At 61.9% G+C, this 15,402-nt stretch carries 18 protein-coding genes; 6 read left to right on the forward strand and 12 right to left on the reverse strand.

The genetic code is table 11. The features are described from left to right. Positions 1-28: 28 nt before the first annotated feature. The gene (locus tag HUS66_RS11690) at positions 29-319 is read right to left on the reverse strand and encodes a cyd operon YbgE family protein (protein ID WP_175071085.1); all 291 of its coding nucleotides are present in this window, start codon (positions 317-319) and stop codon (positions 29-31) included. 316 nt (positions 320-635) lie between these two features. On the opposite strand from HUS66_RS11690, the gene HUS66_RS11695 reads away from it, so the two are divergent. Beyond that, positions 636-1,244 carry an OmpW/AlkL family protein gene (locus HUS66_RS11695; protein WP_175071086.1) on the forward strand — a complete coding sequence of 203 codons (609 nt, stop codon included), beginning with the start codon at positions 636-638 and terminating at the stop codon, positions 1,242-1,244. A gap of 178 nt (positions 1,245-1,422) precedes the next feature. Continuing rightward, positions 1,423-2,757 carry a branched-chain amino acid transport system II carrier protein gene (brnQ, locus tag HUS66_RS11700; RefSeq protein WP_217487998.1) on the forward strand — a complete coding sequence of 445 codons (1,335 nt, stop codon included), beginning with the start codon at positions 1,423-1,425 and terminating at the stop codon, positions 2,755-2,757. Between the two features lie 156 nt (positions 2,758-2,913). On the opposite strand, the gene HUS66_RS11705 is transcribed toward brnQ, so the two are convergent. The 6 genes from HUS66_RS11705 to HUS66_RS11730 form a co-directional block, all read right to left on the reverse strand. Then, positions 2,914-3,552 carry an OmpW/AlkL family protein gene (locus HUS66_RS11705; RefSeq protein WP_175071087.1) on the reverse strand — a complete coding sequence of 213 codons (639 nt, stop codon included), beginning with the start codon at positions 3,550-3,552 and terminating at the stop codon, positions 2,914-2,916. Between the two features lie 264 nt (positions 3,553-3,816). After that, a complete protein-coding gene (locus tag HUS66_RS11710; protein ID WP_175071088.1) occupies positions 3,817-4,317 on the reverse strand; it encodes a gamma-glutamylcyclotransferase family protein in 501 nt (166 codons plus the stop codon). A gap of 23 nt (positions 4,318-4,340) precedes the next feature. Then, a complete protein-coding gene (locus tag HUS66_RS11715; RefSeq protein ID WP_175071089.1) occupies positions 4,341-4,676 on the reverse strand; it encodes a YqcC family protein in 336 nt (111 codons plus the stop codon). A gap of 71 nt (positions 4,677-4,747) precedes the next feature. Next, the gene (locus HUS66_RS11720; protein WP_175071090.1) at positions 4,748-5,503 is read right to left on the reverse strand and encodes an amino acid ABC transporter ATP-binding protein; all 756 of its coding nucleotides are present in this window, start codon (positions 5,501-5,503) and stop codon (positions 4,748-4,750) included. Beyond that, complete coding sequence (locus HUS66_RS11725) at positions 5,500-6,174, reverse strand: amino acid ABC transporter permease (RefSeq protein WP_175071091.1); 675 nt, start codon at positions 6,172-6,174, stop codon at positions 5,500-5,502. The genes HUS66_RS11720 and HUS66_RS11725 overlap by 4 nt, the downstream gene beginning before the upstream one ends. A 12-nt stretch (positions 6,175-6,186) precedes the next feature. Further along, entirely contained in the window at positions 6,187-6,936 is a 750-nt protein-coding gene (locus tag HUS66_RS11730; RefSeq protein WP_175071092.1) for an amino acid ABC transporter substrate-binding protein, read from the reverse strand. Between the two features lie 438 nt (positions 6,937-7,374). On the opposite strand from HUS66_RS11730, the gene HUS66_RS11735 reads away from it, so the two are divergent. From HUS66_RS11735 to HUS66_RS11750, 4 genes are all read left to right on the forward strand, one after another. Next, entirely contained in the window at positions 7,375-8,430 is a 1,056-nt protein-coding gene (locus tag HUS66_RS11735) for a DUF3549 family protein (protein WP_175071093.1), read from the forward strand. A 12-nt stretch (positions 8,431-8,442) separates the two neighbouring features. Continuing rightward, the gene (locus HUS66_RS11740; protein ID WP_175071094.1) at positions 8,443-8,880 is read left to right on the forward strand and encodes an ATP-dependent zinc protease family protein; all 438 of its coding nucleotides are present in this window, start codon (positions 8,443-8,445) and stop codon (positions 8,878-8,880) included. 22 nt (positions 8,881-8,902) lie between these two features. Further along, the gene (gene rimK, locus HUS66_RS11745; protein ID WP_175071095.1) at positions 8,903-9,811 is read left to right on the forward strand and encodes a 30S ribosomal protein S6--L-glutamate ligase; all 909 of its coding nucleotides are present in this window, start codon (positions 8,903-8,905) and stop codon (positions 9,809-9,811) included. 101 nt (positions 9,812-9,912) lie between these two features. Further along, complete coding sequence (locus tag HUS66_RS11750) at positions 9,913-10,353, forward strand: hypothetical protein (RefSeq protein WP_175071096.1); 441 nt, start codon at positions 9,913-9,915, stop codon at positions 10,351-10,353. Here the strand turns inward: HUS66_RS11750 and HUS66_RS11755 are convergent. The 5 genes from HUS66_RS11755 to sufC all read right to left on the reverse strand — a co-directional run bounded on the left by HUS66_RS11755 (position 10,280) and on the right by sufC (position 15,324). Further along, a complete protein-coding gene (locus HUS66_RS11755) occupies positions 10,280-11,134 on the reverse strand; it encodes a SanA/YdcF family protein (protein WP_175071097.1) in 855 nt (284 codons plus the stop codon). The genes HUS66_RS11750 and HUS66_RS11755 overlap by 74 nt on opposite strands. 245 nt (positions 11,135-11,379) lie before the next feature. Next, positions 11,380-11,943: a putative Fe-S cluster assembly protein SufT gene (sufT, locus tag HUS66_RS11760; protein ID WP_175071098.1), complete on the reverse strand. Its 564-nt coding sequence runs from the start codon at positions 11,941-11,943 to the stop codon at positions 11,380-11,382. 28 nt (positions 11,944-11,971) lie between these two features. After that, positions 11,972-13,213: a cysteine desulfurase gene (locus HUS66_RS11765; RefSeq protein ID WP_282848735.1), complete on the reverse strand. Its 1,242-nt coding sequence runs from the start codon at positions 13,211-13,213 to the stop codon at positions 11,972-11,974. Positions 13,214-13,216: 3 nt separating this feature from the next. Then, a complete protein-coding gene (gene sufD, locus HUS66_RS11770; protein WP_175071099.1) occupies positions 13,217-14,575 on the reverse strand; it encodes a Fe-S cluster assembly protein SufD in 1,359 nt (452 codons plus the stop codon). Beyond that, positions 14,572-15,324 carry a Fe-S cluster assembly ATPase SufC gene (gene sufC, locus HUS66_RS11775; RefSeq protein ID WP_175071100.1) on the reverse strand — a complete coding sequence of 251 codons (753 nt, stop codon included), beginning with the start codon at positions 15,322-15,324 and terminating at the stop codon, positions 14,572-14,574. Before sufC ends, sufD begins: the two co-directional genes overlap by 4 nt. Positions 15,325-15,402 lie beyond the last annotated feature (78 nt).

Consider the following 15,402-nt stretch of genomic DNA (forward strand, 5'->3'; position numbering starts at 1 on the left):
GACCAACTTGATGATCCCACCCCATCCATCAGGTCGCTGCCATTCGGCCAAGCACGAACAGCGAAAAAATCACTAGCCCCCACCAGCAGACAGGCGCCGCTATCAACTGACGCATCCAACGACGAGGCACCGTCACCCCCACCCCGTGCATGAAACCTGCACCTATTGCCCAGAGCCCCAGCAGTATCATCGGCAAGCGCCATCCCCAGGACAAATCACTGAGCGCCTCGGGCCGCCACAGCAGCGCCACCGAGATAACCGACGATAGCACCAGGCCGGCAAAGGGCAGCCAAACGTGCCGTAACATGCGTGAATTCATATGCCCTCCTTGCCGACTCACCGTTATCGAGCAATCTCCCTGATAGCCAGTCAAGACCAATTCAGATGACTTGGCGAATCGACATCGCCCATATAGCGGCGCACAACCTTACAATTGCTATACAGGGCACCACCTGGAATAAGAGGTCATTAACCTCATAACCCCCATATCCTGGGGCAATCAGAACTATCAGCGTCATTGGAAAAATTGTGATGCAAAGAAAACAGCGTTTCCTATACTGCTTTTGTCCAACTAGGAACCGGCATCGGCCAGTGGCCGCTAACGTCGATCCACCAACAGCAATCAGGAGGCTTACATGAACAAGGCTACTCTTTTGTCCGCAGCTGTTATCGCCACCAGCGGTTTGATGGCCGCTCAGAGCGCCATGGCCTACCAGGCAGGTGATATTTTCGTGCGCGGCGGTATCGCCCAGGTCGAACCCAGGTCCGATAACGGCAAGCTCACTGGAGCCGACGTCGATGTATCCGACGAGAGTGGCTTCACCTATGGCTTTGGCTACCTGTTCACCGACAAGGTGGGGGTCGAGCTCAACAGCAGTGAGCCCTTCGAGCATGACCTGAGCCTGGGTGGAGCTGGCATCGGCAGCGTGGACCGCACCCCTGTCAACCTGCTGGCGAACTATTACCCGCTGGGCGGGACTGGCGGCAAGGTACAGCCGTACGTCGGTGTCGGTGTCAATTACACCACCTATTCCGATGAGGAGCTGAGCGGGCTGGATATCGATGATTCCTGGGGTGCGATTGGCCAGGTCGGCGTCGACCTCGCCCTTACCGACTATCTGCTGCTCAACGGTTCGGTGAGTTATTCCGATGTCGAAGCCGACGCCAGCCTGAATGGCAATGGTATCGGTACCGCAGATATCGACCCTGTAACCATCGGCGGCGGCATCACCCTGCGCTTCTAAGGAAGGACAAACTGCAACACGCTTTTGAGCAGCCACTGATCACCAAGCACAGAAGCATCCAGCGCCGGGCCTTTGGCCCGGCGTTTTTTTTGCTGCGAGAAGACGCATCGACGATAATACCGCGCCGAAAACCCCAGGTTCTTTCCAACCTCCCACTATCAACTCGCAGGTATTCCCCGTGAAAACGCGTCTTTCCGGCTTCGAGGTGCTCGCGATGGGCTTCATGACCTTCGCGCTGTTCCTCGGTGCCGGCAACATCATCTTCCCGCCGCAAGTCGGTCAGGGCGCTGGAATTGCCTTCTGGCCCGCGGCACTCGGCTTTCTAGTCACCGGCGTCGGCATGCCACTGCTGGGCATCGTCGCTGTGGCCATCGTCGGCGGCGGGCTGGACCGGCTAACCTCCCCCCTCCCCAAGGCGGCCGCGGCACTCTTCGGGCTGGGCATCTACCTGTCGATCGGCCCCTTGTTTGCGCTTCCTCGCACCGGCACCGTGGCCTTCGAGATGGGCATGGCGCCCTTCACCGACTCGGCTCCCAGCACCGGCCTGGCCATTCACTCGGTGCTTTTCTTTGGCCTCGCCACTTTGCTGGCATTATCGCCCGGTCGACTGGTAGATGTGATCGGCAAATGGATCACTCCGCTGCTGATATTCCTGCTGCTGATGATTGCCGGCGCCACCCTGCTCTTTCCTCAAGGACCGCTGGGGCCAATCAGCGAGACCTGGGCCGACGCCCCCTTCGCTCAGGGCTTCGAAAACGGCTACCTGACCATGGACACCCTGGCCTCGCTGGTCTTCGGCATCCTGATCGTCAGCGCCCTCCGCGAACGCGGCATCGAGGATCGGCGGGCCCTGATGCGCTACACCCTGATCACTGGCGTGATCGCCGCCACCTGCCTGGCCGCGGTATACCTGCCTCTGGCCTACATGGGCGCTACCAGCCATGAAGTCGCGCCCGGGGCAGACAATGGCACACTGATTCCCACCTATGTGCAGGCGCTATTCGGCCCGACCGGCCCTGTGTTGCTGGCGGTGATCATCACTCTGGCCTGTCTGACCACGGCGGTCGGCCTGCTGACCGCCTGCGGCGAATATTTCCATCGTCTCTTTGTCCGCCTGCCCTACCGGGTGATGGTCATCATTATGGGGGCTTTTGCCGCCCTGGTAGCCAATCAGGGGCTGGAGAGCCTGATCCGCGTCTCGGTGCCGGTACTGGTAGCCCTCTATCCACCGGCCATTGCCCTGATCGCCCTGTCGATGTTGCGCCGACAGTTGGCGGATGCGCCGCGGGTCTTCTCCTGCACGATGGGCCTGACCTTCGCCGCGAGCCTATTGGACGGCCTGGCTGCCAGCGGCATCGAGGCCCTGGTGAAACCAGCGAGCACCCTGCAAGCCATGCTGCCGCTCGGTGAGACAAGTTTCGGCTGGGTGCTGCCGGCCGCCGTTGGCCTGCTGCTGGGCCTGGTCATGAGTCGCCGACGCGGCACCTCGCTGGACCCCGCATTCGCCGACTGACCCCATCAAGTGGGCTTTAGGGGCTAGCGACATGTCCAACCATTAATATGCCATGACGCTACTGGTGCCCAACGCAAGACGCCCGCTTCCCATAGGACGCGGGCGTCGTCGTTTAGACAAGCCATTCAGCGATGCTTGCAGGCAATGGCCGGCGACTCAAAAGCGATAGCTCAGGCCCGCCATCAATACCACCGGATCGATTTCGACAGTGCCGGCATCGCTGCCACCAACCTTGGCATCGGTATCGATGTCCAGATACCAGGCCGCCGCGTTGAGCGCCCAATGATCATCGATCACCAGATCGACCCCAACCTGCCCCGCAGCCCCCCAGGAATCATCGAGCTCCAGGGTAGAACCATCGACCTTTTCATCGCTGAACCTAGTGTAATTGACGCCCAGCCCGGCATAAGGCTGCACGTGGGCCTCGGTGCCACCCAGCGGGTAGTACTGCAGGGTCAAGGTCGGAGGCAGGTGCTTGGTGGAGGCCTGATTGGCACCATTGAGCTCAATGTCATGCTCAAAGCGCTGAGCGGCCAGCAGCTCGACGCCCAGCTTGTCGGTAAACCGATAGCCCAGAGTGAAGGCGGCCCCACTGTCACTCTGCACGTCCACTTCGATGGCACCGTTGACGAGCCTGCCGTTATCACTCTTCGGTGTGACCTTGGCCACGCCGAATCGAGTGAAAATATCCCCGGCGCCATACTGGACACCGGCAGCGAGAGCATCACTTGAGTGGACAGCGCTGGCAGCGACCAGGCCAGAGGCGAGAACGGCAGTGAGGACAGAATGGCGCATGACTCGTTTCCTTTTGATGTCGAGGCAGACATGGCTGCCGGAAAAGACATCTCGAGTCTACTCAGCGCAAAAGGGGCAAATATTGACTTGGCGCAAGGCCGAACGGCTCACCGTCCCGCCTGCGACAATACGCCCCGCCATCGGCGCCAGGGCCTGAGCGGTGAACCTTGAACGAAAAAATGGAGCCAGTGAAATGATTGGGCAGCGCAAGTGCTCAATCAGTAACAGCATCCAGTAAGCAAGGTCAGTGAGCGTTGGCTGATATCAGCGTGGCGTGTGGCGATGTAGGCCGAGGTCCGCCAGGCTGGCATCGTCGAGTTCCTCAACGGCCTCGACCCGCGCCAGCTGCGCATGATACTGCGCCGACAGGAAGGCCTCTCCCGCCAACAGATGGGCAAGATACTCTCGCGCCGGCCGCAACGACTCGGCGGTGCGCTGCGGTTGGGCGACGTACACCCACGCCTCGATGAGGCCTTCATCGGTGAGCACCGATTCGCGTACACGGGTGTAATCGTGTGGATGCCCCTCGAAGGGATCCATCAGCGTGATCTGGTCAGGATGGGTCAGCTCGAAGAGCGCCCCCTCGACCCGCTGCCCCTGGGCCGGATGGACATTGGCATGTGCAACCCCGGGCACCCTGGAGGCTTTATCGAAGCTCAGCCGATAATCCTCCAGCACTCCGGCCATAGCTCGCCGGGTTTCGCCGATCCGTGCATCGACCCGGGCCACGTTCATGTTGCTGCCATAGGCAAAGTAATAGGGCATGGAAACCTCGCCGTGCGTGACGTTCAGGGGGCCTCGTTGATCACCTGATCGACTTCCTCGATGGCCTTGACCACCAGCAGGCGATCGCCGGCGCGGGCCTGCTCCTGCTTGAGATACAGATCGGCCGCCGGTGCCACATTGCAGGTGGCGGGGAGTGCCGCTTGTGCTGCAACCATGGTATCGAGGCGGGCGATGAACACGAAACGCAGCCATTGGGGCAATGACATGCTGTCGACACAGAACGGCTGCTGGCTGGCCATCGCCTCGGCTGAAGGCTCTTCCACCCGCCACAGGTCTGAGGCCTTGAGGGTCGCCTCCAGACGGCGAACCGCTTGGTCGAGTTGCTGGTGAACGCTCATAGTCTCTCCCCATCTAAACCAAAACGAACCATTATCCCGGCCAAGCCTCGCCTTGGCCAGTCGTGAGAGGCCTAGCTCTCCAATGGCGCCTGATTGGCCAGCACCTTGCGCAGGAAATCCCGAGTACGCGGGTCACGAGGCGCCGAGAACAGCTCAGAAGGCGGCCCCTGCTCGACAATGCGCCCGCCCTCCATGAAGATCACTCGATCGGCCACGTCGCGGGCAAACGCCATCTCGTGAGTCACCACCAGCATGGTCTGACGTTCCTCGGCCAGTTGCTTCATCAGGCCCAGCACCTCCTCAACCCATTCCGGGTCCAGCGACGAGGTCGGCTCATCGAACAGGATCACCTCAGCCTGGGCCGCCATGGCGCGCCCTATGCCGACGCGCTGCTGCTGCCCACCGGAGAGCGAGGCAGGATAGGCATCCGCCTTGTCGGCAAGACCGATACGCTCGAGAATCTCCCGCCCGCGAGCCTGCGCCTTAGCCTTGGGCCAGCGGTTGACCACGATCAGGCCCTCGATGATGTTCTCGAGCGCCGTCTTGTTGGCGAACAGGGCATAGTTCTGAAACACGAAAGCGGTCGCGCGACGCAGCGCCAGAATATCCGCCTTGCGCGGGCGGGCGGCGTCAACGTCGAGATTGCCGATACGAATCCGCCCGGCATCCGGCCGTTCGAGAAAGTTCAGGCAGCGCAGCAGCGTCGACTTCCCGGTACCGGACGGGCCGATCACCACGATGATTTCGCCCTGCTGAATCTGCAGATCGATACCACTGAGTACCGCGCTATCCTGAAAATGCTTGATCAGTCCTTCTACCACTATCATCGTTGATAGGCCTCGTTGAACCGTGCCTCCAGACGCCGCTGCAGCCAGGCCAGCAGCTCGACTATCCCCCAATAGATCACAGCGACCGTAATGAAGGCCTCGAAGTAGAGGAAACTGCCGGCGGCCTCCTTCTGGGTAGCCCCCATCAGTTCCGTGACGCCCAGGGTAAAGGCCAGCGAGGTGGCCTTGATCATGTCGATGAAATAGTTCATCAAGGTCGGCACGGCAATGCGGGTCGCCTGGGGCAGCACGATGCGCCGCATCAATTGCCCATTGGTCATGCCGATCGATAGCGCCGCCTCGGTCTGACTGCGGTCCACGCCGACGATGGCGGCACGGATCGATTCCGCCATGTAGGCAGAAAAATGCAAGGTCAGGCCGAGGATGGTCGCGGTAATGCCATTGATCTCGGTCAGCGCACTGAACAGCTGGGGCAGTCCGTAATAGAACAGGAACAACTGGACCAGCAGTGGCGTGCCGCGAAAGAACGAGATGAACAGCAGCGTGAGCGCATTCAAGCCGGGAATCGCCAGCACCCGAACCACGGCTAGCAGGCAGGCCAGTATCAGGGCCAGTACCATGCCGGCCCCGGCCATCTCCAAGGTCAGCGGCAGATAGCTGAGCAGGACCGGCACCAGCCCAAGCATGTAATCAACGTCGAGCACGTTCATCATGACTCCCGATTACGGGCGGGTGATATCGGTACCGAACCAGCGCTCGGAAATCGCGCTCAGCGTACCGTCGCTGCGCAACGCCGACAGCGCCGAGTTGACCCGATCACGAAGTTCGGCGTCGCTCTCACGGAACGGCAGCGCATTGCGGATCTGTGAGAACGGCTGGCCGGCCAGCGCCAGCGGCAGCGGTTTTTCCTTGATGACCTGGCTGGCACTGACCCGGTCCATGACAAAGGCATCGACCCGGCCCAGCGCCGTGTCCTGCTCGATATTGCTTTCGTAAGTGCGAATGTCGATCTCGTCGGCATAGGGCAGGTCTTCGAGCAACGCTTCGTAATTGGAGCCCAGGTTGACCGCCACCGACTTGCCGCGCAGGTCCTCGACGCCATGGATGCTGTCATTGCCGCGCTTGACCACCACCTGGGCACCGTCATAAACGTAGGGGTCGGTGAACAGGTACTTCGCCTCACGCTCGTCGGTAATGGTGATCTGGTTGGCAATGGTATCGATACGCCCTGACTCGAGCATGCCGAACAGGCCTGAGAAGTTAGCGGTGACGAATTCCACCTCGACGCCCATCTGGTCGGCGACCGCCTCCAGCACGTCGACCTCAAAGCCCTTGAGCTCATCCTGTTCGACGAAGGTGAAGGGGAAATATCCGCCGGACATGCCGACCTTGAGTGGATCGGCGGCCTGGGCCAACCCTGCAGTGGCGAGTGCCGCCGCACCCAGCAGGGAAAGAGTAAAGGAACGCAGCATACGGGCTCTCCTGAATCCAGTGTAGAAAGATCATTAAGTAATAAGTCATTATAAAGCTTATTACCCTTTGGAACATAGGGCAGGTAAGGCTTAGCGACTAAATTTCACTCCTGCGCATAGCGCGAGGCGTCCCCGCTTCCGCTTTCAACATCAACGCCACAACATCAACACCGCCGCATTATGCTTCCCTTGTAAGACAACAACCATGCCTTCCCCCTTTCCAGCTCAGATTGAAATCTATTCGTCACGCTATTGTCATGCACAGGAACACTGAAAAGAACTGTGGATAACCATTGGACAAGCGCGGCTTGCCGGGACGTCATGGGGCCTAGGGATGACTGGGTAATTTTTATACAACCCACGGTTTCTCCCCATCTCAGGACTGCCAAGGGAACCGGCTTAAGTGATAGAGTGACCGCTTGATTATGGGAAGGTGCCATGCAGCCAATTTTAACGCTTCACGACTTCTTCACGCGCAGCGGTGCCCGGGTTCGGCTCTATCACATGGGCCGGCGCCTGGCATCCTGTTCGCTCGACGAGCTGGCGGCCTTCGAGGCCCAACAGCAGCCTTGGCCGAGCCCCTGGCAGGGGCATGCCCGACTGGCTTGCATCTTCACACTTGGCGATGCCGAAGAGCCGCTGATCTGGTTTCTGTCACTGCCGCTGGACGAGCAGGGATACCTGGTGGCCGCGCCTCGGGATGCGTTCATCCAGCGCCTGCTCGAGACCCTTGGCCATAGCGTTTCGACGCTGGGCAAGGAACACCGGGTCGATAACCTGATGAAAGACAACCCGCTGGCCTTCACACCCTCTTTGCAGCTTCAGGCGATGCTGCATGCCCATGCCAACCAGGACATGGATCGCCCAGGCAGCCAGTATCTCGAGTTCGCTGAAGACTACTTGACCGGCGCCCAGGGTGATGTTGCACCAGAGCACCAGCGCGATCTTCAGGACATTCAGTGGCAGGCACTTGGCTTGCAGGGCCTGGCTGACTTCGCGACACGTCACGATAGCGATCAGGCCCATGCCCTGGCCCAGCGGCTGCCAGGGCTACCCAATCAGGTACTGCATTCGCTGTGCTATTGCCTCGAGCATGTCAGCCTTGATGCCGTACTGATTCAGGCGCTACGCGCCCGCGGTGAGCAGGCGGCCAGTGCTGGTGACATCGAGACCTTCTGCGCCTGCGTGCGCGCCATGGGCGCAAGTCCAGATGACAGCGTCGGCGCCTGGTATGGCAAGCTGCTTGACGACCCCGCCGCCTGTGGCCCGGACCTGCTCGCGGCGATCGCCGCTCGCGGATGGGAGCACCTGGAGGATGCCCAGCGTCTGCCGCGCTATCTCGAGCGCCTAGCCGAGCAGCCGTCGGTTGACTTCACCGCGATGGTCAAGGACCTGGCGCTGATTCCCCGGCTGCGCCTGCCGCTGCTGATGCAGTTGCGCGATGCGCCGGCCGACTCACCGGTCGGCCAACGGCTCGCCCACCTTCACCACTGACGCGGAGAGGTCATGAAAGCACTGCCCTACCAGGCCAAGGCGGTCATCGGTCGCCGCGAAATGGTCACGCTTCCAGAACTGGGGCTGACCCTCTGTTGCAAGGCCGACACCGGTGCCCGTACCTCGGCCCTGCATGCCGAAGACATCGAGACCTATGAAGAGGCTGGCCACGTCTGGGTCAGCTTCGTGACACGAGGCGGCGGACCCGAGAGTCCGGCCCATCCCGTGCGCCTGCACCTCCATGACCGTCGAATGGTCACCAGTTCCAACGGCCAATCCGAATGGCGCTATGTAGTGCGCACACGCTTGCAAATGGGTGAGCTCGACTTCATGGCAGAGTTGAGCCTGACGCACCGCGGCGATATGCGCCACCCGATGCTGCTCGGCCGTCGTGCCATGCGCCGCCTGCTGGTTGCGCCCGGCGCCGCCTTCCTTCACGGCGAGCCCTGATTTTTTGATAAGGACCCGATGCATGCATATCGCTCTGCTTTCCCGCAATCGCCACCTGTATTCCACCCGCCGACTGATCGAGGCGGCGGAGCAGCGTGGCCATAGTATTCGGGTTGTCGACACCCTGCGCTGTTACATGAACATCACCTCGCATCGGCCCTCGATCCACTACAAGGGGGCAGAGCTAGAACCGTTCGACGCGGTGATTCCGCGTATCGGCTCGTCGGTGACCTTCTATGGCTGCGCGGTGCTACGCCAGTTCGAGATGATGGGCACCTATGTGCTCAACGACAACGTGGCGATCACTCGCTCACGAGACAAGCTGCGCTCTCTGCAGCTACTGTCACGAAAGGGTGTGGGCCTGCCTGTCACCGGCTTTGCTCACTCTCCCGATGACATCCCGGACCTGATCACCATGGTCAAGGGGGCCCCTCTGGTCATCAAGCTGCTGGAAGGCACCCAGGGCATAGGCGTGGTGCTGGCTGAGACCAACCAGGCGGCCGAGAGCGTGATCCAGGCCTTCATGGGCATGAAGGCCAACATCATGGTTCAGGAATACATCAAGGAAGCCAAAGGGGCCGATATCCGCTGCCTGGTCATTGGCGACAAGGTGGTAGCCGCGATGAAGCGCCAAGCCGCGGAAGGCGAGTTTCGCTCCAATCTGCACCGGGGTGGTAGCGCCAGCGTGATTCGCATCACCCCGGAGGAGCGCTCCACGGCGATCCGCGCGGCCAAGGCCATGGGCCTGCATGTAGCTGGGGTCGACTTGCTGCGCTCCAATCACGGGCCCGTGATCATGGAGGTCAACTCATCACCAGGGCTTCAAGGCATCGAGACGGCCACCGGCAAGGACATCGCCGGTCAGATCATCGAGCACTTGGAAAAGCATGCCGCCCCGAAACTCAAGGCCCCGCCCAAGCCCAAGGGCTAGGGTGGCACTCTCGGGCTAGCCCGAGAGTTTTTTATCGCCCAGGGGTAGAAAAACACTGTTTCCCCACGCACAATCTGCGTCACCGGAGGAGGTGACTGCTCATGTTTCTCGATAATCGCCAAGTGGCGATGGACAGCCTGCTCGAAGCGCTGGCCGATAGCCTCGACTACTTTCAGGACAACATCGAACGCCTGCGTCCGTCGCTGCGCGAAGTACTGAAGCCACACTACGAGGCGCGCAGCAAGGACATGCAAAAGCTGCAGGCGCTGGCCAAGCGTCACCTCAACCTGCTGCCGAGGGACGCCGATGTCGAGCGCGACGACTACATGTGGTTATGGAGTCGGCTGAAGAGCTTCGTCGGCAACGACAGTCAGGTGTTGATTGGAGAGCTGCTCGAACAGGAGCGCGTGCTGATGCAGGCTCTCGCCACGCTGCACACTCACCCCCTGCCCGACTCCATCGAGCCGGTCATGGAGCGCTGCTGGAAGGGCTGTCGTAAGCTGATTCGCGAGCTTTATCAGCTGCAGAAAGAGAACCGCTAGCCTCCTCTTCGCCTTCGGGCCCCTCCCCGGGGGACGTCACCTCAGCGTCGACGTCCCCTGTCGTGCCGTTCTGCCCTGATGGCGCTTCCCGCAGGCGCTTTTGCTTCTGCAGATGCAGCGATGCCGCCACCGCCTGAGCCGATACCCGCGGCGGCTCGGCAATCACCAGCGGCTCTTCGGGCCCCAGAAAGTAGGCTTCCCGCCCCCAGAGATACAGATCGCCGAGCGTGGCCAGTCGCGCCAACCACTCCCGGGCGCGCAGCCGCCATATACCTTCAGCCTGTTCGTCCTGGACCGCGCAGCCCTCAACCTCGAGCCCCAGCGCATCGGCGATGAACATGGCCCTGGGCAGATGCCAGGCCTGACTGATCAGCAGCGCGCGCTCGACGTCGAAGACCGCCTGAGCGCGCACCAGGGTATCGAAGGTGCTGAAGCCGGCATAATCCAAGGTCATGTCGACATCTCGCACGCGCTGTGCACGCAGCTCTCGCCACATGCTCACAGGCTCGTTGTAGTAGCGAGTACGGTTGTCACCGGATAGCAGCAGATGCTCGACGCGTCGATCGCGCATCAAGCTGGCCGCGGCTTCGATCCGCGCAGCGAAATAGGGATTGCGCCCGCCCTGTCGGCTCCAAAGCGAGGTGCCGAAGACGATGCCTACCGGCGCTTCGACACACTGGGACAGCTGGTGATCGATACGGCCACGCGTGCGCTCGACCATCCACAGATTGGCCGCCACCCCTGCGATGATCAGGCACACCACCAGAGCACCCAGCGTCATCAGGAGAGCTCTGAGGCCCACCCCCCATTTCCGGTACATGCAAGCTTACCCTTTACTGTCCAGCACAATGGGCGCATGGCGTTTTGTTCCACCGCTTGGCCCGGCTCGCCAGTGGTGCTGTTTCCCCGCGTTCGGGGACGTCGTCTCACGGCACACGACACGCACGCTACTATGTCGACCGACATCAATCCATGGCAGTTAGCCTGGCACTTGTGCCCTGATCACTCAGGTCCGACCGTGAAGCCTCAGAACATGCCCAGCTCGAGCCGGGCCTCCTCGCTCATCATCTCGCGACTCCAGGGCGGGTCGAAGACGATGTCGACATGGACCTTGCTGATCTGCGGGGCGCCGAGGATCTTGTTGCGGGCGTCGGCGGCGATCACGTCGCCCATGCCGCAGCCCGGCGCGGTAAGGGTCATCCGAATGGTGACGAGGCGTTCGCCGGTCAGCAGCCGCTCGATGCGACAGCCATAGACCAGCCCCAGCTCGACGATATCGACCGGGATTTCCGGGTCGAAGCAGGTACGCAGCTGGTCCCAGACGAACTGCTCGATTTCCTCTTCGCTGGCATCTTCGGGCAGCGTCGGGCGCGGCAATGACTCGAGCCCCAGGGCATCCAGGTTGGCGCCCTCGATCAGAAACAGGCGGCCCTCGAAGGCCACGCTGACGGTGCTGCCCTTGGCCTGCATCACCGAGACGATGCTGTCCTCGGTCAGTGTCACGGTCTTGCCGAAGGGAATGGAGATGACCTCCACGTCCCGCTGCAGGGGCATTTCCTGGCCCTTATAGAGCGCATCCACTTGTTCCATGGCCGACATTTCACTCCTCCGGGGTCAGTTAGCGCACCATGCCGATCACCCGCTCCAGAGACTCGACGAAGATGTCGATCTCCTCGGGGGTGTTGTAGGCAGCAAATGAGGCGCGACAGGTAGCATCGACACCGAAGTGTGCAAGCAACGGCTGGGCACAGTGGTGGCCGGTACGAATCGCCACGCCGAGCTGATCGATCAGCAGACCGATGTCCTGACTGTGGGCGCCCTCGACCACGAAGGACATGACGGCCGCCTTGCCGGGCGCGGTGCCCAGAATCCGCAGGCCATCGATGCGCGAAAGCTCTCGCGTGGCATGTTCGGTGAGGCGGTGCTCCCAGGCCCGGATCAGCGGCAGACCGATGCCGGACACCCAGTCGAGCGCCGCGCCCAGGGCGATCACCTCGGCGATCGCCGGGGTGCCCGCCTCGAACTTGTGGGGAATGTCGGCGAAGGTACTGCCGGCCTCGAAGGACACGGTCTTGATCATCTCGCCACCGCCCTGCCAGGGCGGCATGGCTTCTAGCAGTGCGGCCTTGCCGTAAAGCACACCCACGCCTGTGGGCCCGTAGACCTTATGCCCGGAAAACGCATAGAAGTCGGCGTCCATGGCCGCGACGTCGACCTGCTCATGGGGAGCCGCCTGGGCGCCGTCGACCAGGATGAGGGCGCCATGGGAGTGCGCCACGCTTGCCATCTCGGACACCGGGTTAACGGTGCCGAAGGCATTGGACACCTGGTTCACCGCCACCAGGCGAGTCCGTTCGGTGAAGAGGTCGCGATAGGCGGCCTGATCGAGCACACCGCGCTCATCGACCGGGATCACCTTGATGGTGAAGCCGATCTCCTTGGCCAGCAGCTGCCAGGGCACGATATTCGAGTGGTGCTCGAGCTGCGAGACCAGCACCTCATCGCCGGCCTTGAGATTGGTCCGGCCCCAGGTGTTGACCACCAGATTGATGGCCTCGGTGGTACCCCGAGTAAAGATGATCTCGCGGATCTCGCGGGCATTGATGAAGGCCCGCACCTTGTCACGGGCACGCTCGAAGGCCGAGGTGGCCTCATCGGACAGGGTATGCAGCCCCCGATGAATATTGGCGTTGTAGTGCCGATAATAGTCGTCGAAGACCTCAATCACCTGCCGTGGCGTCTGGCAGGTGGCGGCGTTGTCCAGATACACCAGCGGCTTGCCGTGAACCTCCCGATCGAGGACCGGGAAGTCGCGGCGTACCTTGGCCACGTCCAGCATCAGGTCACTGAAGTCGGTCATGACTCACTCCTCATCCAGGGCGGCGGCAACCTCGACCAGCCCGGCCAGATTGAACCGCTCCGGCAGCTTGCCGGCCACCGTGCGCTCGACGCGTTCGGCCACGGCGTCCAGCACCACCTGCTCCATCACTTCGCCGGCAAAGGCCAGCGTCAGCAAGCCGCGGGCCGTCTCTTCACCGATACCCCGCGCCCGCAGGGCGAAGATGGCTTCTTCGTCGAGCTGGCCGGTGGTGGCGCCATGGGAGCACTTGACGTCATCGGCGTAGATCTCGAGCTCCGGCTTGGTGTCGATCTCGGCACGGTCGGAGAGCAGCAGGTTGGCGTTGCTCTGGTGTGCTTCGATCTTCTGGCTATCGCGGCGAACTACCACCTTGCCATTGAAGACACCGTGCGCCCGGTCGCCGAGGATGCCCTTGTAGTTCTCGTTGGAGAAGGTGTGGGGCGCGTTATGGTTGACCAGGGTGTGGTTATCGACATGCTGGCGACCCTGAGCAAAGAACAGACCGTAGTAGTTGGTCTCGGCGCCCTGAGCGTTGAGATCGGCGACGATGTCGTTGCGCACCAGCGAGCCGCCCAGGTTCAGGTTGAAGGACGTGAAGCGACTGTCGCGGCCCTGATCGATATGCAGGCTCGAGACATGCAGGTCCTTGAGCGAGGCTTCCTGCAGTTTGTAGTGCGTCAGGATAGCGCCACGCTCCAGCATCACCTCGGAGACCAGGTTAGAGAAGTTGGCAGCCTCTTCCTCGCCCACCTGGTGCTCGATCACGGTGGCCTGACTGCGCGCACCGGCCTCGATCAGCACGCGCGGATGACTCATCAGCGGCGTGGCATTGGCCCGGGACAGGAACTGTACCAGGATCGGCGTCTCGACCACCGAGCCCGGTGCCAGGCGAATCACCGCCCCTTCTTCGGCGAAGGCGGTATTGAGCGCCGTGAACGGCGAGAAGTCGACGCCGGCCAGGCGACCCAGGGCGCCACCCACGGCTTCGTGGTTGTCGGCCAGCGCCTCGGACAGCGGCTCGACGCTGACGCCAGCCGGCAAGGCCGCCAGGTCGGACAGCTCGGGGGCGAAGATGCCGTCGACGAAGGTCAGACGCAGCGCCTCGAGAGGCAGCGTCAGCGCCGCCGCGGTCGCGGGCGACAGCGGTGCCAGGTCCTGCGCATCCTGAGCCAGGGTAAAGTCGCCGCGGGCGATGGTGCGCACATCGGTGTACTTGAAGGCCTCATCACGGCGGGTCGGGAAGCCCAGCGCCTCGAAACGCGCCGCACCAGCCTGACGGCGGGCGGCAATCCAGGTCGGCTCGGCGCCACGGCGCGTGCCGCGTGCGCTCAGTGCATCGAGAAAAGTCTGTTCGTCGCTCATGCCGCGGATTCCTCCAGGACCCATTCGTAGCCGCGCGATTCGAGTTCCAGGGCCAGCTCCTTGCCACCGGTCTTGACGATGCGCCCGTCGACCAGCACATGCACCACGTCCGGCACGATATGATCGAGCAGACGCTGGTAGTGGGTGACCATCAGGATGGCGCGATTGGCGTCACGCAGAGAGTTGACGCCGTCGGCGACCACCTTCATGGCGTCGATATCCAGGCCGGAGTCGATCTCGTCGAGCATCGCGAGCTTGGGCTGGAGCAGCAGCATCTGCAGGATCTCGTTGCGTTTCTTCTCGCCACCGGAGAACCCTTCATTGACGGCGCGCTGCAGGAAGCTCGAGTCCATCTTCATGAACTTGATCTTTTCCCGCACCAGCTTCATGAAGTCCGGCGCCGGCATCTCGTCTTCGCCACGAGCCGCACGCTGAGCGTTGAGCGCCGCCTTGAGCAGGTAGATGTTCTTCACCCCAGGGATCTCGACCGGATACTGGAAGCCGAGTAGCAGGCCGGCACAGGCACGCTCCTCGATATCCATTTCCAGCACGTCCTTGCCTTCGAAGGTGATCGTGCCGCTGGTGACCTCATAGCCGTCCTTGCCGGCGATGACCGCCGACAGGGTCGACTTGCCGGCTCCGTTGGGGCCCATGATGGCATGCACCTCACCAGGTTGGATGGTCAGCGAGAGGCCCTTGAGGATTTCCTTGCCTTCCACCGTGACGTGCAGGTCCTTGACTTCGAGCATGTTGACACCTTGATTCGGTTCGGGCCGCCACGCGGCCTTTAAAGATTCGATGACGAATGACGTATCGCTGGGCATCCG

Origin of the sequence: Onishia taeanensis (assembly GCF_013349955.1) — a bacterium.
In the GTDB taxonomy this organism is placed as follows: domain Bacteria; phylum Pseudomonadota; class Gammaproteobacteria; order Pseudomonadales; family Halomonadaceae; genus Onishia; species Onishia taeanensis_B.